The sequence below is a fragment of the Streptomyces sp. NPDC055815 genome, assembly GCF_053616475.1.
In genome coordinates this window covers 1-17,840 of record NZ_JBSHDU010000048.1, presented here as the reverse complement: position 1 = coordinate 17,840, position 17,840 = coordinate 1, and the positions used below count along the sequence as shown (strand labels likewise).

Here is a 17,840-nt window from a genome sequence, read left to right as displayed (position 1 = left end):
TTTTTATACCCCACCGCCCCCTGGGGTCCCCCCCCCCCGCGCGCCCCGGCCCCCGCCCGGGGGGGCGGGGGGTCGTCGACCCCGAGCGCCACCGCCTCACCGAGCTCTTCACCTCCGGCATGACGGACGAGGAGCGGCAGCGGATCGGCCGCCTCGACGACCTGACGGCCGATGCGCACCCGGCCGGCGTCACCCGGGACCGGCTCGGCGTCCCGATCCGGGTGCACACCCAGGTCTTCGGCAATCTGCACCTCACCGAGAAGCGCGCGGGCGGCTTCACCGAGGAGGACCTCGCCCTGCTGCGGGTGCTCGCCTCCCAGGCCGGGATCGCCATCGGCAACGCCCGGCTGTACGAGACCGCAAGGCAGCGGGAGCGCTGGATCGAGGGCGCGGCCGCGGTGACGACGGCCCTGCTCACCGGCGCCCCCGCCGAGAACGCCCTGACGACGGTCGCCGAGCGGGCCCGCATCCTCGCCGGCGCCTCGGCCGGGGTGGTCCTCCAGCCCACCGAGGAGGGCGGGATGGAGATCGTCGCCGCCTCCACCACGGACGACCCGGGGGACCTGGTCGGCACGACGATCGCGCCCGGCTCCCCGGTCCTGGTCCAGCTCCTCGGCGGGGAGCCGGTCTTCATCGAGGACTCGGCGACGGACCCCCGGATGACCACCCCTGTGCGGTCCCGCTTCGGGCCGTCGATGATGCTGCCGCTGCAGAGCGGCGGGAAGCTCATCGGCACCCTCGCTCTGCCCCGACGGCGCGGCGGCGCGCCCTACTCGGCCGTGGACCGGCTGCTCGCCTCGCAGTTCGCCTCGCAGGCGGCGCTCGCGCTGGTCCTCGCGGACGCGCGGCACGACCGGGAGCGGCTCGCCGTCTTCGAGGACCGCGACCGGATCGCCCGGGACCTGCACGACCTGGTGGTGCAGCGGCTGTTCGCCACCGAGATGATGCTGGAGTCCACCCGCCGGCGGGCCGCTGGCTCCTCCGACGAGGACGCGCTGCTCGGCCGGGCCGTGGACGAACTGGACTCGACGATCCAGGAGGTCCGCACGACCATCTTCGCCCTCCAGCAGCCGCCCGCGGACGCGCCGGCCTCCTTCCGGGGGCGGGTGCTGCGCGAGACCGGCGGTGCGGCGGCCCTGCTGGGCTTCCAGCCGTCCGTGCACTTCTCCGGCGCGGTCGACACGCTCGTCGACGCGGAGACGGCGGACAAGCTCCTCGCCGTGCTCCGCGGGGCGCTCGCGGCGGCGCACCGGCGGGCCGGGGTCGGTGCGATCACGGTCGAGGTGGCGGCGGGAGAGGGCGGCGCCCGGCTGCGCGTGGAGGACGACGCGACGCCGCCGACGACGGTGACCTGGCCCTGACCCGTACGGCCCAACCCGGCGCGCCAGGCGGGGTCCCGGGATCTTGACTGAGGACGTGACCACCGAGACCAAGCCCCCGACAGCGGCGGCCTACCGCAATCTGGTGATGGCCACGATCGGTTTCACGCTCACCTTCTGGGCCTGGGACCTGATCGCACCGATCGCGAGCTGGTACGGCGACCGGCTGGAACTCAGCTCCTTCCAGCAGTCGCTGCTCGTGGCGGTGCCCGTCCTGGTCGGCTCCGTCGGCCGCATCCCGGCGGGGGCGCTGACCGACAGGTACGGGGCGAAGCTGATGTTCCCGCTGGTGTCGGCGCTGACGATCGTCCCGGTGCTGCTGTTGATCGTGGTGAAGGACAGCTACGGCCTGATGCTGGTCGTCGGCTTCCTCCTCGGCCTCGGCGGCACGACGTTCGCCATCGGCATCCCGCTGGTCAACTCCTGGTTCCCGCCGGCCAAGCGCGGTCTGGCGCTCGGCGTGTTCGGCATGGGCATGGGCGGGGTGGCGCTCTCCGGCTACTTCACGCCCCGGATCGCCAAGCACGGCGAGAACCTGCCGTTCATCGTGGTGGCGGTCGCGCTGGCGGCGTACGCGGTCCTCGCCGCGTTCCTGATCACGGACCGCCCGGACCGCCCGGTACCGACGGCGTCCCTGGCGACCCGGCTGGGCTCGGCGGCCCGGCTGCGGGTGACCTGGGAGCTGTCGGCGCTGTACGCGATCGGGTTCGGCGGCATCGTGGCGTTCGGTGTGTACCTGCCGACGTACCTGAAGACCTGGTACGAGCTCGACCCGACGGACGCGGGCACGAAGGCGGCCGGATTCGCCCTGGTGACGGTCGTGTTCCGGCCGATCGGCGGCTGGCTCTCGGACCGGATCCACCCGGCGCTCGTCACGGCCGTCGCGCTCGGGGTGGTCGCCCTCCTCGCGATCGTCCAGGCCTTCGACCCGCCCCTGAACCCGGGCGGCACGACGGCCCTCCTCGTCATGGCCGCCGGGCTCGGCACGGCGAGCGGCTCCGTCTTCGCCCTGGTCTCCCAGGTCACCCCGCAGGCCAAGGTCGGCAGTGTGACGGGCATCGTCGGCGCGATGGGCGGCCTCGGCGGCTTCCTGCCGCCGCTGGTGATGGGCGCGATCTACAGCGCGAAAGGCTCGTACTCGATCGGCTTCATGCTGCTTTCGGACCTGGCGCTTGCGGGGTGTGTGTACGCGTACGGGCGGATGCGGGGGATCCGCCCGGGCGGCGAGGAACCGGACCTGGAGCGGGCGGCCAAGGTCACGGCGGACCGCACGTAGAGGCCCCCGCGCCCGCCGCGGAGTCGTCCCCGACCTGGGTCATCGGCCACGCCGCGCCCGCGGCACGGGCAGAATCCCTCCTGGTAGCCCCTGCCGTCGACGACCCGAGGAGTACGACCGGTGAGTGCGCTCTTGCCCGCCCTGCAGGACCCGTCCGACCGCCCCGCCCTCCGCTTCGGCGCGGACGTCCTGACCTACGACGAACTCGCCCGCGCCGCCTCCGCCCTCGCCGCCCGCATCCGTACCGCCCGGCGCGTCGCCGTCTGGGCGACGCCCACCGCCCGTACCGCCGTCGCCGTCGTCGCCGCCCTGCTCGCCGGCGTGCCCGCCGTCCCGCTCAATCCCCGCACCGGTGAGCGGGAGCTGGCGCACATCCTCGGCGACAGCGCGCCCGACCTCGTCCTCGCGGGGCCGGAGGACGAACTGCCGACCGCGCTCCCCCGCGTCGACGTCGAGCTCACCGGCCCCGAGGCGGCCCCGTGGCCGCCCGTGGACCCCGAGTCCCCCGCCCTCGTCGTCTACACCTCCGGCACCACCGGCCCCCCGAAGGGCGTGCTCCTCTCGCACCGGGCCGTCGCCGCCTCCCTCGACGCGCTGGCCAAGGCCTGGTCCTGGACGGAGGACGACGTCCTGGTGCACGCGCTGCCGCTGTTCCACGTCCACGGGCTCGTCCTCGGCGTCCTGGGCCCGCTGCGGCGCGGCGGCGAGGTCCGGCACCTGGGGGCCTTCTCGGTGGACGGCGTCCGGCGGGAGCTGGCCGGCGGCGGGACCATGCTCTTCGGCGTACCGACGATGTACCACCGGATCGCCGACGCCCTGGCCGGGGACACGGGCCTCACCGACGCCCTGGCCCGCGCCCGGCTCCTCGTCTCCGGATCCGCCGCGCTCCCCGTGCACGACCACGAGCGGATCACCGCCGCGACGGGCCGGACTGTCGTGGAGCGGTACGGGATGACCGAGACGCTGATGAACACCAGCGTGCGGCCGGGCGGCGAGCCCCGCCCGGGGACCGTCGGGACCCCGCTCGCGGGCGTGGACCTGCGGCTCGTGGACGAGGACGGTTCCGTGCTGCGGGAGCTCGACGGGGAGTCGGTCGGCGAGGTGCAGGTGCGCGGACCGAACCTGTTCTCCGGCTATCTCAACCGGCCGGACGCGACGGCCGCCGCCTTCGACGGCGACTGGTTCCGTACCGGCGACATGGCGGTCCGTGAGGCGGACGGCGGGGTGCGTCTGGTGGGCCGGAAGGCGACGGACCTCATCAAGAGCGGCGGCTACAAGATCGGGGCGGGCGAGATCGAGAACGCGCTGCTCGACCACCCCGAGGTCCGGGAGGCCGCCGTCACGGGCGAGCCCGATCCGGACCTGGGCGAGCGGATCGTGGCCTGGGTGGTGCCGCAGGACGGGGAGAAGCCGCCGGCCGAGGCGGACCTGGCCGACCACGTGGCGGGGCTGCTCGCCCCGCACAAGCGCCCCCGGGTGGTCCGCTACCTCGACGCCCTCCCCCGCAACGACATGGGCAAGGTGCTGAAGAAGGCGTTGCCCGGCGCACGTTGACCGCGTGAGGGCCGGGCCCCTGATCGCAAGGGGCCCGGCCATCCGCACGTACCCGTCTACTTCACGCCGACCGCGCGGATCAGCTCCTGCGTCACGGAGCCGCCCCGGTCGTCGCTCGCCCCGGCCCGCAGCGAGACGGAGCCCGCGCCGGCGGGGATCCGCAGCTCACCGGTCCAGGAGGCGCCCCGCCACGACTTCTTGAGCGCGACCTTCGTCCAGGTCGTGCCCTCGTCGTAGGAGACCTCCAGGGTGCCGGTGCCGATCGTGCCGGTGCCGGTGGCGCCCTCCACGTACTCGGCGGAGATCCCGACGGGCAGCCGGCTGCCGGCGCGGACGTCGCCGTACAGGTCGGTGTCCAGGTCGAGTCCGAGGTTGAGCAGCGGCAGATAGGTGACCTGGTCGGACGGGGTCTCGGCGGAGCGGAAGGTCCACTCGCTGTGGCCCTTGGTGGCGAGCCGCCAGCGGTCCGCGTCGAGGGCGGTGTCGGTGACGACCTTGTACGTGGCCTCCTCCGCCGGCGCGTCCCAGGCGTAGGCGCCGGAGCTCTTCTTGCGGTCGACGCGGACGCCGTTCACGTACACCTCGGTGTACTGGCTCATCGTGTCGTCGTTCCACACGTTGCCGAAGCCGGTGTGGTCGCCGCCGGAGTCGCCCCAGCCGGGGGTGTTGAAGCGCAGGTCGTTGCCGGTGCGCTGCTGGCCCCAGCCGAGGCCGGTGCCCAGCCAGGGGTGCCAGACGGGGCCGAACCAGTCGAGGCCGACGCGGCTGCCGCCCCGGTAGACGGACTGCCCGCCGCGCTGCTCCAGGGAGTCGCCGAGGTCGACGGACTCGTGCCAGCGCTGGCCGGTGCCGGTGGAGACGTACTCGGTGCGCTCGGTCGGGAAGGCGATCCACTCCTTGAAGCCGAAGCCGATCCGGAAGGTGTCGGTGAGCGAGTAGCGGAACTCGCCGCCGAGCTCCTTGCGCCGGGTCGGCATGCGGAACGTGGAGTCGATGGTGGCGAGTTCGTCCTCGTCCGGCCGGAAGACCAGGTCCGTGCCGATGGCGCCCGGGTGTCCCTCGGAGAGGTCGTAGGTGTACGGGGTGAAGCGGGTGCCGGTGAGGTCGACGCGCAGGCCGCGGGCGGCCCCGGCGGCGAGCCGGGCGGCGTCGGCGGCGGTGACGGTGGCGACGGCGAGCGGCCGGTCCTCGTAGGTGTCGGTGCCGAACCACTTCATGAGCCGGCCGGGCCGGTCGTCGGTGACGAACAGGGCCTTGGCGCCCGCGTCCTGGGCGGTCTGGGCGAGCCGCGTCGGGTCGGCGCCCTCGGTGAGCCGGACGAGCACGGCCTTGCCGGTGACGTCCTTGCCGGTGTACTCGGCGGGGGTGCCGGTGCCCGCGTCGGCGAGGCCGAGGCGGTGGCGGCCTTCGAGGAGGGTGGCGCCGGCCTGCGGGGTGGCGTCGGAGAGCCGGACGCCGTCGACGGACGCTTCCAGGAGCGGCTTGCCGAGGCGCCAGACGGTCCGGTACTCGAAGGTGCCGGTGGCGGGCTTCCGGGTGGGTGCGGCGAAGATCGAGTCGTACATCGCGGGGACCTGGACGGCTCCGCCGTAGGAGGCGCCGTTCGCCTCGCGGTCGAACTCCATGAGGAGCTGGCGGGTCTCGGTGCGCTTCTCGACCTCGGCGCGGATCTCGCGGAGCCGCCGCCCGTCGAGGGTGATCTCGCGGTCGCGGTCGAGGACGATCTCAGGCTCGGTGAGGAAGCCGAGGCCGAGGGAGTCCGCGCCGTGGGAGCCGCGGACGTCGAGGAAGGTGTCGACGGTGTACGTGCCGGGCTTGAGGCGCAGTTCGAGGGTGCCGGACGCGCCGACGGCGGCCGGGAACGGGTCCTCGCCCCCGGCGAGCTTCTGCACGCCGAGGTGGGCGGCGGTGGGGGCGCCGTCGCGATCCTTGACGTGGACGGTGAGGGTGTAGCGCTCCTCCTCCTTCACCAGGCCGAGCGCGCTGTGCGCGACGGGCGTCCCGCCGGTGGTGGCGGTGATGCGCCCAGAGGACTGTCCGACGGGGGCCTTCGTGCCGTCGCCGGTGACCGTGGTGGAGGCGGAGCCGTGGGCGGGGACGGTGAGGGCGGTGGCGGCCAGGGTCGCGACACCGGCGGGCATGCCCTCGACGGCGAGGTTCAACTCGACCGGGGAGTCGGAGGAGTTGGTGTAGGTGACGGTCCTGGTGACCGGCTTGCTCGCCTCGTACGGCCAGGAGGTGAAGCCCAGGTCGGCGGAGCCGGTGGCGGTGACGTTCGCGGCGATCGCGGCGGCGACGTCGACCCGGCCGGCGCCGAGCTCGTACGCCCCGGCGTCGAGGGTCTTCGAGGAGGACATCAGCGCGTTCTTGAGCTGGGCGCCGGTCCAGTCGGGGTGCTTCTCGGCGAGCAGCCCGGCGACGCCGGCGACGTGCGGGGTCGCCATCGACGTCCCGCTCATCGAGGTGTAGAGGCCGCTGCCGGCGGCGAGCTGGGAGCGGGCGGCGAGGATGCCCACGCCGGGCGCCGACACGTCGGGCTTGAGGGCCTGGTCGCCGTGGCGGGGGCCCTGGCTGGTGAAGTAGGCGGCGCGGTCGGCGGAGTCGACGGCGCCGACGGTGAGCGCGGAGTCGGCGGCGCCGGGCGAGCCGATGGAGCCGGGGTAGCCGGAGTTCCCGGCGGCGATGACGAAGAGGGCGCCGGTCTCGGCGGAGAGCGTGTTGACGGCCTGGGCCATCGGGTCGGTGCCGTCGCTGGGTTCGCGGGAGCCGAGGCTCATCGAGACGATCTTCGCGTCGATGTCCTTGGCGGCCCATTCCATGCCCGCGATGATCTGCGACTCGGTGCCGGAGCCCTCGTCGCTGAGGACCTTGCCGACGGCGAGGGTGGCGCCGGGGGCGACGCCCTTCTCCTTGCCGTCGCTCGCGGCGCCGGAGCCGCCGACGGTGGAGGTGACGTGCGTGCCGTGGCCGTCGCGGTCGGCGACCTCCTGGCCCTCGATGAAGGACCTGGTCTCGGCGATCCGGCCCGCGAGGTCGGGGTGGCCGAGGTCGGCGCCGGTGTCGAGGACGGCGACCTTGACGCCCTTGCCGGTGAGCCCGGCCTCCCAGGCCTTCGGGGTGCCGATCTGGGTGTTGGACTCGGCCATGGCGGCGTCGACGCGGCCGTCGAGCCACACCTTGCCGAGACCGGGGTCGGCGGCGCGGGCGGTCCGGGTGCCGCGCGCGGTGAAGCCCTGCCAGAAGGCGGCGGGGTCGGTGGCGGTGACGGCGGCGCCGCCGATGCTGGGCAGGGTACGGACGGTCTCGGTGCCGCGCGGGGCGGCGGCGCCGCTGCGGGCGGCCTTGGCTCCGTACGTGACGATCAGCGGGAGTTCGCCGGTGATGCCCTGCTCGACGAGGCCGGTGACGTCGAAGAGGCGCGGGTCGAGGGCGCCGGAGTCCAGGTAGGGGCGGGCCTCGTCGGGGACGACGGTGACGCGGCCGTTCACGGTCCGGCTGCGGATCGCGCCGGTGGCGCCCTTCGCCCGGTCGACGGTGACGGTCCTGGCGCCGTCGCCGAGCTCGGTGAGGGTGACGCGGTCGCCGGTGACGAGGGTGACGGTGCTGCTCGTCGCGGGCGCCTTGAAGGTGTCCGGAACGGTGGGGGCGGTGTTCGCGGCGGCGGCGGTCTGCCCGGCCGAGAGCATCGCGAGGGAGAGGCCCGCGGCGAGCAGCGCGGCCCTCCCTCTGTCGAAGGGTGCGGTCCTCGACGTCATCGTGGGAACTCCTCGCGGACCCGGGGTTCGGGGGTGGTTCCGGGTGCCGCGAGGAGTCTTGGCCCGTGGGGCGGGAGTTGACCCCTGTCACTCCTGGCGGTTATGTGCCGTGGCGGCCAACCGCCAGGAGCACAGGGGTCGTTGGGTGCATACGGTCACGGAGTCGGATCGAGTGCGTCATAGCGGCGGAATCCGCGCCCGTAGAGGGCGAGGAGTCCGATCGCCAGGACGCAGGCGATGCCGCCGCCGGTGATGGCGACCGCGGGCGAGGTGAGGTCGGCGACGGAGCCCGCGAGGAAGTCGCCGAGCCGGGGCCCGCCCGCGACGACCACGATGAAGACGCCCTGGAGCCGGCCGCGCATCTCGTCCGGGGCGGCGACCTGCATCATCGTGTTCCGGAAGATCATCGAGACGGTGTCGGAGTAGCCGGCGACGGCGAGCAGCAGCAGCCCGAGCCACAGGTTCCGGGTCAGCCCGAAGACGGCGATGGCGGTGCCCCAGGAGGCGACGGCGAGGAGGATCGCCTGCCCGTGGTGGCGGATGCGGCCCTGCCAGCCGGAGAGGACGCCGCCGAGGAGCGCCCCGAACGCGGGCGCGGCGACGAGGAGTCCGGTGGTCTTCGCGTCGCCGCCGAACCAGAGGACGGCGACGGCCGGGAACAGGGCGCGGGGGTGGGCGAGGATCATCGCGCAGAAGTCCGAGAAGAACGTCATGCGCAGGTTGGGGCGGGTGGCGAGGAACCGCAGCCCGTCGAGGACGGACGCCCTCGTGCCGCCGGTCCGCTCCGGGAGCATCGACGGCAGCCGCCACATGGCGTACAGGCTCGCGGAGAAGGCGGCGACGTCCACGAGGTACGCCGTCTGGTAGCCGGCGAGCCCCACGATCAGGCCGCCGAGGCTCGGCCCGACGAGCATGCCGAAGGTCATGACCATCGAGTTGAGCGCGTTGGCGGCGCGCAGCTGCTCGGGCGGCAGGAGCCGGGGGATCATCGCCGAGCGGGCGGGCGAGTTGAGGGCGGTGCACACGGCCTGGAGGGCGACGATCCCGTACAGGAACCACACGTGGTGGAAGCCGGCGATCGCGGCGCCGGCGAGGGCGACGGAGAGCACGGCGGAGCCGCTCGCGCTGGCGAGGCCGAGCTTGCGGCGGTCGACGGTGTCGGCGATGGCGCCGCCGTACAGGCCGAAGACGACGAGCGGGACGAGGGAGAAGAGCCCGACGAGCCCGACGGAGAAGGGCGAGCGGGTGATGTCGTACACCTGGAGGGAGACGGCGAGCGACGTCATGCCCTGGCCGACCCAGGAGACGGTGTTCCCGAACCAGAGGCGGCGGTAGTGCGCGGAGGTCCGCAGCGGGGTCAGGTCGGCGAAGACCTTGCGGCGGTCCTGCTCCTGCTTCTCGGTGTCCTGGGTGGCGGTCACGCGATGTCGTACCGCAGCTCGGGGCGCTCCCAGTGGATGCCTCCGGTGGGCCGCACGGTGCCGGTGCGGACGGCGCCGGTCCGCAGGTAGAACTCCTCGGCGGGCGGATGGGCGACGACCCGGACGGAGCCGAGCCCGGCGGCCCTGGCCTGCTCGGTCATGTGCTCCATGAGGAGCCGGCCTATGCCGAGCCCCTGGGCGGCGTCGGCGACGAATGCGAGGTCGAGCTCGGCCTCGTCGACGAGGAGCGCGTAGAACCCGAGGACACGGCCGCCGTCGGCCTCGTCGACGGCGACGTAGACGGGGTGGTGCTCGATGTACGGCCCGCCGACCTGGTAGCCCTCGACCATGGCGGCGTAGTCGCCCCGGTAGGCCCGGGAGGTCCGGACGAGCCGGGTGAGCCGTGGGGAGTCGTCGGCGGTGGCGCGCCGGATGCTGATGTCGGACATGAGGCGAGTATAGGAGCGCCAACCGCCATTGATCCTTACGTTTTGATGAAGGGGCGGGTGGTGAGGCGCATGGGGAGCGGCCCCGGGGAGAGCACGGCACGGGGGACGGGGCGGAGCGGCCGCGGGGAGGCGGGGGTGAGGTGCCAGCGGGCGGCGACGGAGGCGAGGACGAGGGTGGCCTCGGTCATCGCGAAGGCGTCGCCGATGCACTTGCCCGCCCCCAGGCCGAACGGGACGAAGGCGTCGCGCGGCACGCCGCCCTCCGCCCAGCGGCCCGGATCGAAGCGCGTCGGGTCGCGGAAGAGGTCGGGGCGCCGGTGGACCAGGTAGAGGCAGCACATGACGGCGGTCCCGGCCGGGAGGTGCCGCCCGGCGAGCTCGGTGTCCTCGACGGCGGTACGGTTCACCACCCAGCTCGGCGGATAGAGGCGGAGCGCCTCGCGCACCACGTCCGCCGCGTACGGCAGCGCGGGCAGGTCGGCGTGGGCGGCGGGGCGTCCGGCGAGGACGCCGTCGACCTCGGCGTATAACCGGGCGGCCGCCTCGGGGTGGTCGATCACGAGTCGCAGCGCCCAGGCGACGGCCGAGGAGGTGGTCTCGGCCCCGGCCAGGACGAAGGTGGCGACCTGGTCGGCCAGCTGCTCCTCGGAGAGGGGCCTCCCCTGGTCGTCACGGGCGGCGAGCAGCAGGGAGAGGACGTCGCCGCGGTCGGTTCCCCCGGCCCGGTACGCGGCGATGATGGCGGCGACCTCGGCGCGCCAGCGGGCCAGGGCACGGCGGTAGCGGCGGCGGCCCGGCGAGGGGACGAGGTCGACGGCGGGCGCCGCGACCCGGACGTAGAGCCCGCGCAGGAGCACGTCGAGGGCGGCGCGCAGCACCTCGGTGGTGTGGTGGGTGAGACCGGTGGAGAAGAGCGCCCGGACGACGACGGCGGTGGTGAGGCGGAAGGCCTCCTCGGTGACGTCGACGACGGCGCCCGGCCGCCAGCGGGCGGTCAGGGCCGTGGTCTCGGCCTCCATGACCTCGGCGTACCGGGCCATGAGCGTGTGGTGGAAGGCGGGCTGGAGGGTCAGGCGCTGCCCTCGGTGCTCGGCGTTCGGGCAGGTGGCGAGCCCCTTGCCCAGGACCGCCCGCACCTTCTCGTACGCCGCTCCGGCCCGGTCGAAGGTACGGCGGTCGGTGAGGACGTGGCGGACGAGCGCGGGATCGCTCACCACATGGACCTCGCGGGGGCCCATCCGGATGCGGACGACATCGCCGTGGGCGGGCAGCGAGTCGAGAAAGGCCAGCGGGCCGCCGGCCAGGTACGGCAGGTGGCCGAGCAGCGGCCATGCTCCGGGGGCGTCGCCATGGGTCGCGGCGGTCACGACGGCTCCACCGCGAGCGGCACCGTCACGGAAGATCGAGTCGGATCTGAAGAGCACACGGATGATGACGATACGTCATCACGCCATCGCTATGCGTGACGATGGACCTCCTCCGCCAGGCGCTCGGCGTCGGGCCGGGCCCGGGGCTCAGAGAGCGGTCGCGCAGGACGCGAGGTCGTCCGGGTCGACCGCGTCAAGCCGGGCGGCGAGCGCGTCGAGGCGCTCCCGCAGCTCGACGATCTCGTCGAGCCCGAGGCCCGTGGCGGCGGCGATCCGGCGCGGCACGCCGAGGGCCTTCTCGCGCAGGGCGGTGCCGTCGCCGGTGAGGCGGACGGTGACGGACCGCTCGTCCTCGGGGCTGCGGCGCCGCTCGACGTATCCGGCCGCTTCGAGCCTCTTGAGCAGCGGCGACAGGGTCCCGGAGTCGAGCCGCAGACGCTCGCCGATCCCCTTCACGGGCAGCTCACCGTGCTCCCAGAGCACGAGCATGGCCAGGTACTGGGGATAGGTGAGCCCGAGCTCCTTGAGGGCCTCGCGGTAGACGCCGTTGAAGGCGCGGGTCGCCGCGTGCAGCGAGAAGCAGATCTGGTGGTCGAGCCGGAGGAAGTCGGCGTCCGGGACCGAGTCGAGCGTCTCCATGGCTCCAGGATACGCGAGGCTCCTCACACGCGATTAAGTTGTGCACAACTGAATCGTGCGCTACAAATGAGTGGTCAGCACTTCCCGGACCCCGGACAGGACGGAAGAACACCCATGGACGCGATCTACACCGCCGTCGCCACCGCCAACGGCCGCGAGGGCCGCGCCGTCAGCTCCGACGGCCACATCGACCTCCCCCTCGCCCACCCGCAGGCGCTCGGCGGCAACGGCCAGGGCACCAACCCCGAGCAGCTCTTCGCCGCCGGGTACGCGGCCTGCTTCGCCAGCGCCATGGGCGTCGTCGCCCGCCAGGAGAAGATCGACATCTCCGAGGCCTCCGTCACCGCCGAGGTCTCCATCGGCAAGGACGCGGCGGACGGCGGCTTCGGCCTCGCGGTCGTGATGCGCGCCGAGTTCCCCGACCACCTCCAGGGGGAGGCCGGCCTCGCCCTCCTGAAGAAGACGCACGCCTTCTGCCCGTACTCGAAGGCCACCCGCGGGAACATCGAGGTCGAGCTCGTCGTCGAGTAGTCCGGCGCGCTCGTCGGAGCGTGGTTTTCTGTTGGTTCCCGTACGCCCCTGGTGGTCATCGACCCACCGGGGGCGTTCGGTTGTGAGTTTTCACGTGCGGGCACGGGGGGTTCGTCTGCCGTACGACGGGCAGTCATGGGACGGCCGCCGGGCGGTGGTTCACGGGCGCTCTCCTGTGGGGCGCCCGTCGGCCGGCCCGCCCGGCCGTCGCACCCGCACCCCCACCGTCGTACTCACACCCGGAGGGCAACTCCCCCATGGCCGACCTCAACCGCCGCCGGTTCCTTCAGCTGACCGGCGGCGCCGCCGCGTTCACGATGCTCTCGGAGAGCATCGCCCGCGCCGCCGCGATACCGGCGCAGGGCTCCACCGGCACGATCCAGGACATCGACCACATCGTGGTCCTGATGCAGGAGAATCGTTCCTTCGACCACTATTTCGGGGCGATGAAGGGCGTACGGGGCTTCGGCGACCCGCGCCCCGTGACCCTGCCCAGCGGAAAGTCGGTCTGGAACCAGTCGGACGGCAACAAGGTCACGCTCCCCTTCCGGCCGACCAGCGACAAGCTGGGCATGGAGTACCTCCAGGGCCTCAACCACGACTGGGCGGGCGGCCAGAGCGCCTTCAACAAGGGCAAGTACGACAACTGGATCCCGGCCAAGACCAAGGCCACGATGGCGCACCTCACCCGTGAGGACGTCCCGTTCCACTACGCGCTCGCCGACGCCTTCACCATCTGCGACGCGTACCACTGCTCGTTCATCGGCGCGACCGACCCCAACCGCTACTACATGTGGACCGGTTACGTCGGCAACGACGGCACGGGCGGCGGCCCCGTCCTGAACAACGCCGAGGCGGGCTACGGCTGGACCACCTACCCCGAGCGCCTGGAGGCGGCCGGCGTCTCCTGGAAGGTCTACCAGGACATCGGCGACGGCCTGAACGCCGCCGGCTCCTGGGGCTGGATCAACGACGCCTTCCGCGGCAACTACGGCGACAACTCCCTGCTCTACTTCAACAACTACCGGAACGCCCAGCCCGGCAACCCGCTGTACGACAAGGCCCGCACCGGCACGAACGCCAAGGCCGGCGAGGGCTTCTTCGACAAGCTCCGCGCCGACGTCCAGGCGGGCACCCTCCCCCAGATCTCCTGGATCGCCGCGCCCGAGGCCTTCTCCGAGCACGCCAACTGGCCCGCGAACTACGGCGCCTGGTACATCGCGCAGGTCCTGGACGCGCTGACCTCGAACCCGGACGTGTGGGCCCGTACGGCCCTGTTCATCACGTACGACGAGAACGACGGCTTCTTCGACCACGTGGTCCCGCCCTACGCCCCCGGCTCGGCTTCGCAGGGCCTCTCGACCGCCCCCACCGCCCTCGACTACTTCGGCGGCAAGACCGGCTACGTGGCCGGCCCCTACGGCCTGGGCCCCCGCGTCCCGATGATCGTCGTCTCCCCCTGGTCCAAGGGCGGCTACACCTGCTCGGAGACCTTCGACCACACCTCGGTGATCCGCTTCATGGAGAGCCGCTTCGGGGTGCGCGAGCCCAACATCTCGCCCTGGCGCCGCGCGATCTGCGGCGACCTGACCTCGGCGTTCGACTTCACGCGCACGGACGCGCAGCCGGCCGCGCTCCCGCCGACGGCCGGCTACTACCCGCCGGACAAGAACCGTCACCCGGACTTCCTGGCCACGGCCCCGGCGGTCGGCACGATGCCGCGCCAGGAGCCGGGCGGCAAGCCCACCCGCCCGCTGAAGTACGCCCCGTACGTGGACGGCGCGGCGGACGTGACGGCGGGCACCTACCGCCTCACCTTCAGCGGCGGTCCGGCGGCGGGCGCCCAGTTCTACGTGACCTCGGCGAACCGCACGGACGCCCCGTGGACGTACACGGCGGAGGCGAACAAGTCGATCACGGACACCTGGAACACCAAGTACTCCAAGAGCCTCACCGACCTCACGGTCCACGGCCCCAACGGCTTCCTGCGCCGCTTCCGCTCCCCCGGCAAGACGGCGGTCCCGGAGGTGTCGGCCCGCCACAACGCGAGCACCGGCGCCCTGGACCTGACCTTCACGAACGCGGGCACCTCCACGACCGTGACCGTCACCGACGCCTACGGCGGCTCCCCCACGACCCTCTCGGTCGCCAAGGGCGCCACCGTCACCCACACCGTCACCCGGACCGCCGGCCACCGCTGGTACGACGTGACGATCACGACCCCCTCGAACGCGGACTACCTCCGCCGGCTCGCGGGCCACATCGAGACGGGCACCTCGGACGTCTCGGACCCGGGCATCCTGACGTACTAGGCACATGACGGCGGGGCGGATGAGTACGACAGCTCATCCGCCCCGGCGGCACCGCGCGGTTTCCTGTCCCCATGCCTGCGAACCTCCCCGACACACCCGCCGCCCCCACCGCACCGGCCACCGGTTCCTGGATCGGGCCCCTCTTCTCGACGCTGCTCACCCTGCCGCTGGGCTTCTTCACGCTGCTTGTCGCGATGCTCTCGCCCATGGGCTGCGACTCCTGCGGCGAGGCGGAGGCCCACCGGTTCGACGCCGCCTTCGACGTGGCCTACCCCACCTTCCTGGTCGGCCTCCTCGTCTCCCTGGGCCTGCTGATCGCCGCCTGGGTCCCGCCACGACGGGCCGGCTTCGTGGTCGCCGCCCCGCTGACGGTCGTCCTCAACCTGCTGGTGTTCCTGGGCCTCCTCGGCACCTGACGACCCGATGAGGCGGTGCGCCGCGCGCTCCGGGAGCCGGGGCTTCGAAGGGCTGGGGTCGGCCCGTGCGGCCCGAGGCGGCTCTCTTCGTCAGCGGCCGCGGCCGTAGGCCGTCGTGTCCCCGGCGGACGTGGGAGGACGGTGGGGCGCTTGGCCCGCCTCGGGATGCGCGTGGCTGTCGAAGGGGCTCCTGGCGGGGGCGGGGTGTCCGCTCCCGGGGGGAGAGTCCGGGGCCTCGGACGCCAGGAGGGAGTCGCAGTAGGCCGCGAGGTCCCTGCCGGCGGCGGCGAGCAGACGCTCCCTGGCCGCGGTCTCCATGGCCCTGCCTCCCTTGCCCGGGGATTTCTCGTACGCGTGGCAGAGCGCTTCGCCCGACCATGGCGGATGGGCCGCGTGGTGGGGGTCGCCGGGCGTGGTGGAGGCTCCGCGAGGGGCGGCCGGCGGACCTGAGCCCGGGGGCTCGGACGACGGGATCACCGGCCACCGCGGCGGCAGCGGAACGGTCGCGCTGCGACTCGCGTCGGGTTCGCGGGTCTCCGTGTCGTCGTGGGGTTCATGCGTCGCGGCCGCGGCGAACGCCACGCCGCCCAGGGTCAGGCTCGCGGCCAGGGCCGCGAGCGCGGTCTTCAGCGAGCGTCCCGTGCCGCGCTCCCGTACGGGCCGCCAGTCCTCGCGGCGTCGGGTGCGCCGGGACCCGTGCAGGCCCGTGTCACGGGCGGCGCGGAACGCGGCGACGGCCGCTCGGGCCGCGGCATCGTCCACGCCGCCGGGGCGCAGGGCCGCGGCCAGCGCTGCCTCGACGTCCTCGTGTTCCCGCATACCGTCTTCACCACTCATCCCAGCATGTCCTTCGCGAGCCGCTTCAGCCCGCGGTGGGCGGCGGAGCGCACCGCCCCCACCCGCTTGCCCAGCACCCGGGCCGCGGCGGGTCCGTCGAGACCGACGACCACCCGCAGCAGCACCGCCTCGGCCTGGTCCCGGGGCAGCCCGGCGACCAGGGCCAGGGCCTCGGCGGTGGACATCGCCTCCAGGGCCTCGCCCGCCGTCTCCCCCGGCGAGGGCAGGTCGAGGACCTCCTGCTCGAACGGGGCCGTACGCGGGCGGGAGCGCAGCCGCCGCAGATGGTCGAGGGCGCGGTGGCGGGCGATGGTCGCGGTCCAGCCGCGAAAGCCCGCACCGTCTCCGCGGAAGCGGGCCAGGTCGCGGGCTATCTCGAGCCACGCGTCGGAGGCGACGTCCTCGGCGTACTCGCCGACGAGCCCCCGCAGATATCCCAGAAGCCCCGGCTGCACGATCCGGTACACGTCGGCGAACGCCTCGTCGTCACCGTTCTGCGCGCGTTCCACCGCATGCTGCAGAGTGGCGTCGTCCGCCCTCAAATGATCTTCCCCTGGTCTTCCCGCGTAGCGCTGCCCAGGGCATCACCCTACGCGGCTGTCAGACGCCGGCCGTCCACCGTCCCCGGCGACAGCGGGAGGGGCTTGGGACGGCGCGGGACCAGCAGGAAGAGCTCGTGAGCGGATTCGTCGGGGCCCAGCTCGAAGCGGTTGACCACCTTGCCGAGCGGGTTCCAGGCCCGTCCGTCGGGGGTCCGGACGCCGACCGCCTGCCGGAACAGGTCGGACGTCATGTCGTCGAAGTCGACCCAGCGGGCCGGCGCGTGCCGGACGATCACCTCGCCGACGTACGCCCCGAGCTCCTGGAGGACCGGTGCGACGCCGGCCGGGTCGCCGGCGCCCTGCCGCAGGCCGTCGACCACGCGGTCGACGATGCGCAGGCTGGCGGCGGAGAAGTCGAGGGGGAGCCGCGTCTTCGCGGTCGTGCGGCTTGCGAACGCGGAGGCGTACCGGCTCATGTCGGCGGCCCGCAGCGTGCGGCTGACTCGGTCCATCGGTACCACCCCTCGTGTGTGAACCGGTGTGGTTCCCCCGGTCCCCTGGCTCCTCGGGAGGACCACAGGTCTTCCACGTCCCCCAACAGGCCAGCGGAACCGGGCACCGAATCATCACGGGTTCGCGCTGTGATCAGCGTCACACCTTCGGGCGGGCCCGTTATCTGTCGAAGGCGGGGTCTGCGGAGATACGTCGGAAGTGACAGGAGAAGGAATAGGACTCCCCTCCGTCCGCCGCGACGGTTTTGTTCGCCTCCAGCTTTCCCTGCTCCAGGGTGAACGGCAGAAACTCGTGGTCGTTCCGGTGGTCGAAACGGAGCACCAGGTAGGGCGGCAGCCCAGGGTCCTTGTTGACCGCGTGCCATTTCCCGTCGGCCGAACGGCGGGTCACCTTCGAATCCGGTCCGGGGCCGTTCCACTCGACGGGAAGGTCCTTGGCGGTGAAGGTGTAGTCGTCACGCAGCCGAATGACCGGCGAGCCGCATCTCACGTCCCCGGTCCCGTCCCACCGGCCGACCAGTTCGGAATGCTCCACGGCCTTCGGAAAGACGGGGGCGGGTCGGCCGGGCCCGCAAGCGGTCGAGGCGATCACCGTCAGAGCGGCCGCCGCAAGGCCCGCACCCATGCGACCCATACGGCCTATACGGCCTATACGGCCTATACATCCCATGTGACCCATGCGTCCCATGCGCCCCAGGTGAAATACGTCGAGCTTCACGGCTTCTTCTTCCAGTCGTCGGGCGGCGGGGCTGCCCCCCCAGGAATCCCCGGGGGGCGGCCCCGCCGTTTTTCAAGACGCGTCCCGGCCGCTCTACCAGCGGGAACGAGCGCGTCGGCCTTCCGTCAGAAG

General features: G+C 73.1%; 15 protein-coding genes. 6 read left to right on the top strand and 9 right to left on the bottom strand.

The window, feature by feature from the left end; all coding sequences use genetic code 11:
• The 3 genes from ACWGN5_RS27040 to ACWGN5_RS27030 all read left to right on the top strand — a co-directional run.
• Nucleotides 1–1,361 (top strand): GAF domain-containing protein (locus ACWGN5_RS27040; RefSeq protein ID WP_453519729.1); only part of this gene is annotated, 1,361 nt, incomplete at its 5' end.
• Between the two features lie 106 nt (nucleotides 1,362–1,467).
• Complete coding sequence (locus ACWGN5_RS27035) at nucleotides 1,468–2,655, top strand: MFS transporter (protein ID WP_453519809.1); 1,188 nt, start codon at nucleotides 1,468–1,470, stop codon at nucleotides 2,653–2,655.
• Nucleotides 2,656–2,775: 120 nt separating this feature from the next.
• Nucleotides 2,776–4,209, top strand: a complete 1,434-nt coding sequence (locus ACWGN5_RS27030; RefSeq protein WP_453519727.1) for an acyl-CoA synthetase — start codon at nucleotides 2,776–2,778, stop codon at nucleotides 4,207–4,209.
• A gap of 56 nt (nucleotides 4,210–4,265) precedes the next feature.
• Here the strand turns inward: ACWGN5_RS27030 and ACWGN5_RS27025 are convergent, their stop codons facing one another.
• The 5 genes from ACWGN5_RS27025 to ACWGN5_RS27005 all read right to left on the bottom strand — a co-directional run bounded on the left by ACWGN5_RS27025 (nucleotide 4,266) and on the right by ACWGN5_RS27005 (nucleotide 11,840).
• Complete coding sequence (locus tag ACWGN5_RS27025) at nucleotides 4,266–7,964, bottom strand: S8 family serine peptidase (protein ID WP_453519725.1); 3,699 nt, start codon at nucleotides 7,962–7,964, stop codon at nucleotides 4,266–4,268.
• A gap of 155 nt (nucleotides 7,965–8,119) precedes the next feature.
• Entirely contained in the window at nucleotides 8,120–9,385 is a 1,266-nt protein-coding gene (locus ACWGN5_RS27020; RefSeq protein WP_453519723.1) for an MFS transporter, read from the bottom strand.
• Entirely contained in the window at nucleotides 9,382–9,834 is a 453-nt protein-coding gene (locus tag ACWGN5_RS27015) for a GNAT family N-acetyltransferase (RefSeq protein ID WP_453519721.1), read from the bottom strand. The genes ACWGN5_RS27020 and ACWGN5_RS27015 overlap by 4 nt, the downstream gene beginning before the upstream one ends.
• A gap of 35 nt (nucleotides 9,835–9,869) precedes the next feature.
• A complete protein-coding gene (locus tag ACWGN5_RS27010) occupies nucleotides 9,870–11,201 on the bottom strand; it encodes a cytochrome P450 (RefSeq protein ID WP_453519719.1) in 1,332 nt (443 codons plus the stop codon).
• Between the two features lie 147 nt (nucleotides 11,202–11,348).
• Nucleotides 11,349–11,840, bottom strand: coding sequence for a MarR family winged helix-turn-helix transcriptional regulator (locus tag ACWGN5_RS27005; protein WP_453519717.1), 492 nt, complete (start codon nucleotides 11,838–11,840; stop codon nucleotides 11,349–11,351).
• A 114-nt stretch (nucleotides 11,841–11,954) separates the two neighbouring features.
• Here ACWGN5_RS27005 and ACWGN5_RS27000 point away from each other — a divergent pair, with 114 nt between their 5' ends.
• From ACWGN5_RS27000 to ACWGN5_RS26990, 3 genes are all read left to right on the top strand, one after another.
• On the top strand, nucleotides 11,955–12,371 hold the full coding sequence (locus ACWGN5_RS27000) for an organic hydroperoxide resistance protein (RefSeq protein WP_453519714.1): 417 nt from the start codon (nucleotides 11,955–11,957) through the stop codon (nucleotides 12,369–12,371).
• A gap of 257 nt (nucleotides 12,372–12,628) precedes the next feature.
• Nucleotides 12,629–14,683: a phosphocholine-specific phospholipase C gene (locus tag ACWGN5_RS26995; RefSeq protein ID WP_453519712.1), complete on the top strand. Its 2,055-nt coding sequence runs from the start codon at nucleotides 12,629–12,631 to the stop codon at nucleotides 14,681–14,683.
• 71 nt (nucleotides 14,684–14,754) lie between these two features.
• On the top strand, nucleotides 14,755–15,099 hold the full coding sequence (locus ACWGN5_RS26990) for a hypothetical protein (protein ID WP_453519710.1): 345 nt from the start codon (nucleotides 14,755–14,757) through the stop codon (nucleotides 15,097–15,099).
• Between the two features lie 90 nt (nucleotides 15,100–15,189).
• Here ACWGN5_RS26990 and ACWGN5_RS26985 read toward each other — a convergent pair whose 3' ends face one another.
• The 4 genes from ACWGN5_RS26985 to ACWGN5_RS26970 form a co-directional block, all read right to left on the bottom strand.
• Nucleotides 15,190–15,936 (bottom strand): hypothetical protein, encoded by a 747-nt coding sequence (locus tag ACWGN5_RS26985; RefSeq protein WP_453519707.1) that lies wholly within the window; start codon nucleotides 15,934–15,936, stop codon nucleotides 15,190–15,192.
• Complete coding sequence (locus ACWGN5_RS26980) at nucleotides 15,933–16,478, bottom strand: RNA polymerase sigma factor (protein WP_453519704.1); 546 nt, start codon at nucleotides 16,476–16,478, stop codon at nucleotides 15,933–15,935. Before ACWGN5_RS26980 ends, ACWGN5_RS26985 begins: the two co-directional genes overlap by 4 nt.
• A 47-nt stretch (nucleotides 16,479–16,525) precedes the next feature.
• Nucleotides 16,526–16,990, bottom strand: a complete 465-nt coding sequence (locus ACWGN5_RS26975; RefSeq protein ID WP_453519703.1) for a hypothetical protein — start codon at nucleotides 16,988–16,990, stop codon at nucleotides 16,526–16,528.
• A gap of 160 nt (nucleotides 16,991–17,150) precedes the next feature.
• On the bottom strand, nucleotides 17,151–17,708 hold the full coding sequence (locus ACWGN5_RS26970; protein ID WP_453519700.1) for a hypothetical protein: 558 nt from the start codon (nucleotides 17,706–17,708) through the stop codon (nucleotides 17,151–17,153).
• Between the last annotated feature and the right edge of the window lie 132 nt (nucleotides 17,709–17,840).

Coding starts and splice junctions, on each gene's coding strand:
- ACWGN5_RS27000 (WP_453519714.1), top strand. CDS start 11,955: ATGGACGCGATCTACACCGCCGTCGCCACCGCCAACGGCCGCGAGGGC.
- ACWGN5_RS26990 (WP_453519710.1), top strand. CDS start 14,755: ATGCCTGCGAACCTCCCCGACACACCCGCCGCCCCCACCGCACCGGCC.
- ACWGN5_RS27035 (WP_453519809.1), top strand. CDS start 1,468: ATGGCCACGATCGGTTTCACGCTCACCTTCTGGGCCTGGGACCTGATC.
- ACWGN5_RS27025 (WP_453519725.1), bottom strand. CDS start 7,964: ATGACGTCGAGGACCGCACCCTTCGACAGAGGGAGGGCCGCGCTGCTC.
- ACWGN5_RS27015 (WP_453519721.1), bottom strand. CDS start 9,834: ATGTCCGACATCAGCATCCGGCGCGCCACCGCCGACGACTCCCCACGG.
- ACWGN5_RS26975 (WP_453519703.1), bottom strand. CDS start 16,990: ATGGACCGAGTCAGCCGCACGCTGCGGGCCGCCGACATGAGCCGGTAC.
- ACWGN5_RS26995 (WP_453519712.1), top strand. CDS start 12,629: ATGGCCGACCTCAACCGCCGCCGGTTCCTTCAGCTGACCGGCGGCGCC.
- ACWGN5_RS26985 (WP_453519707.1), bottom strand. CDS start 15,936: ATGAGTGGTGAAGACGGTATGCGGGAACACGAGGACGTCGAGGCAGCG.
- ACWGN5_RS27005 (WP_453519717.1), bottom strand. CDS start 11,840: ATGGAGACGCTCGACTCGGTCCCGGACGCCGACTTCCTCCGGCTCGAC.